This is a genomic window from Enterococcus sp. C53 (assembly GCF_040887425.1).
GTDB lineage: Bacteria > Bacillota > Bacilli > Lactobacillales > Enterococcaceae > Enterococcus_B > Enterococcus_B hirae.
The window spans coordinates 1-1,701 of the sequence record NZ_JBFOFT010000023.1; the positions used below are offsets into that span (position 1 = coordinate 1).

Here is a 1,701-nt window from a genome sequence, read left to right on the forward strand (position 1 = left end):
ACCTCTCAAAACTGAACAAAGTGAAAAACAAACAGTGTAGTCTCCGTAATATTCCTTAGAAAGGAGGTGATCCAGCCGCACCTTCCGATACGGCTACCTTGTTACGACTTCACCCCAATCATCTATCCCACCTTAGGCGGCTGGCTCCAAAAGGTTACCTCACCGACTTCGGGTGTTACAAACTCTCGTGGTGTGACGGGCGGTGTGTACAAGGCCCGGGAACGTATTCACCGCGGCGTGCTGATCCGCGATTACTAGCGATTCCGGCTTCATGTAGGCGAGTTGCAGCCTACAATCCGAACTGAGAGAAGCTTTAAGAGATTAGCTTAGCCTCGCGACTTTGCGACTCGTTGTACTTCCCATTGTAGCACGTGTGTAGCCCAGGTCATAAGGGGCATGATGATTTGACGTCATCCCCACCTTCCTCCGGTTTGTCACCGGCAGTCTTGCTAGAGTGCCCAACTAAATGATGGCAACTAACAATAAGGGTTGCGCTCGTTGCGGGACTTAACCCAACATCTCACGACACGAGCTGACGACAACCATGCACCACCTGTCACTTTGCCCCCGAAGGGGAAGCTCTATCTCTAGAGTGGTCAAAGGATGTCAAGACCTGGTAAGGTTCTTCGCGTTGCTTCGAATTAAACCACATGCTCCACCGCTTGTGCGGGCCCCCGTCAATTCCTTTGAGTTTCAACCTTGCGGTCGTACTCCCCAGGCGGAGTGCTTAATGCGTTAGCTGCAGCACTGAAGGGCGGAAACCCTCCAACACTTAGCACTCATCGTTTACGGCGTGGACTACCAGGGTATCTAATCCTGTTTGCTCCCCACGCTTTCGAGCCTCAGCGTCAGTTACAGACCAGAGAGCCGCCTTCGCCACTGGTGTTCCTCCATATATCTACGCATTTCACCGCTACACATGGAATTCCACTCTCCTCTTCTGCACTCAAGTCTCCCAGTTTCCAATGACCCTCCCCGGTTGAGCCGGGGGCTTTCACATCAGACTTAAGAAACCGCCTGCGCTCGCTTTACGCCCAATAAATCCGGACAACGCTTGCCACCTACGTATTACCGCGGCTGCTGGCACGTAGTTAGCCGTGGCTTTCTGGTTAGATACCGTCAAGGGATGAACAGTTACTCTCATCCTTGTTCTTCTCTAACAACAGAGTTTTACGATCCGAAAACCTTCTTCACTCACGCGGCGTTGCTCGGTCAGACTTTCGTCCATTGCCGAAGATTCCCTACTGCTGCCTCCCGTAGGAGTTTGGGCCGTGTCTCAGTCCCAATGTGGCCGATCACCCTCTCAGGTCGGCTATGCATCGTCGCCTTGGTGAGCCGTTACCTCACCAACTAGCTAATGCACCGCGGGTCCATCCATCAGCGACACCCGAAAGCGCCTTTCAAATCAAAACCATGCGGTTTCGATTGTTATACGGTATTAGCACCTGTTTCCAAGTGTTATCCCCTTCTGATGGGCAGGTTACCCACGTGTTACTCACCCGTTCGCCACTCCTCTTTTTCCGGTGGAGCAAGCTCCGGTGGAAAAAGAAGCGTTCGACTTGCATGTATTAGGCACGCCGCCAGCGTTCGTCCTGAGCCAGGATCAAACTCTCATAAAAAGTTCGAACAATCTTGCGATTGTTAAGCTCAATTGTTTGCTAGCATATTGCTTGCTTGTTAAAAATGTTTGTTGTCTTGAAT

At 51.6% G+C, this 1,701-nt stretch carries 1 rRNA gene; it reads right to left on the reverse strand.

Annotation, left to right across the window (positions count from 1 at the left end):
• Positions 1-59: 59 nt before the first annotated feature.
• Positions 60-1,619: ribosomal RNA gene (locus AB3I42_RS13925) — 16S ribosomal RNA — on the reverse strand.
• Positions 1,620-1,701 lie beyond the last annotated feature (82 nt).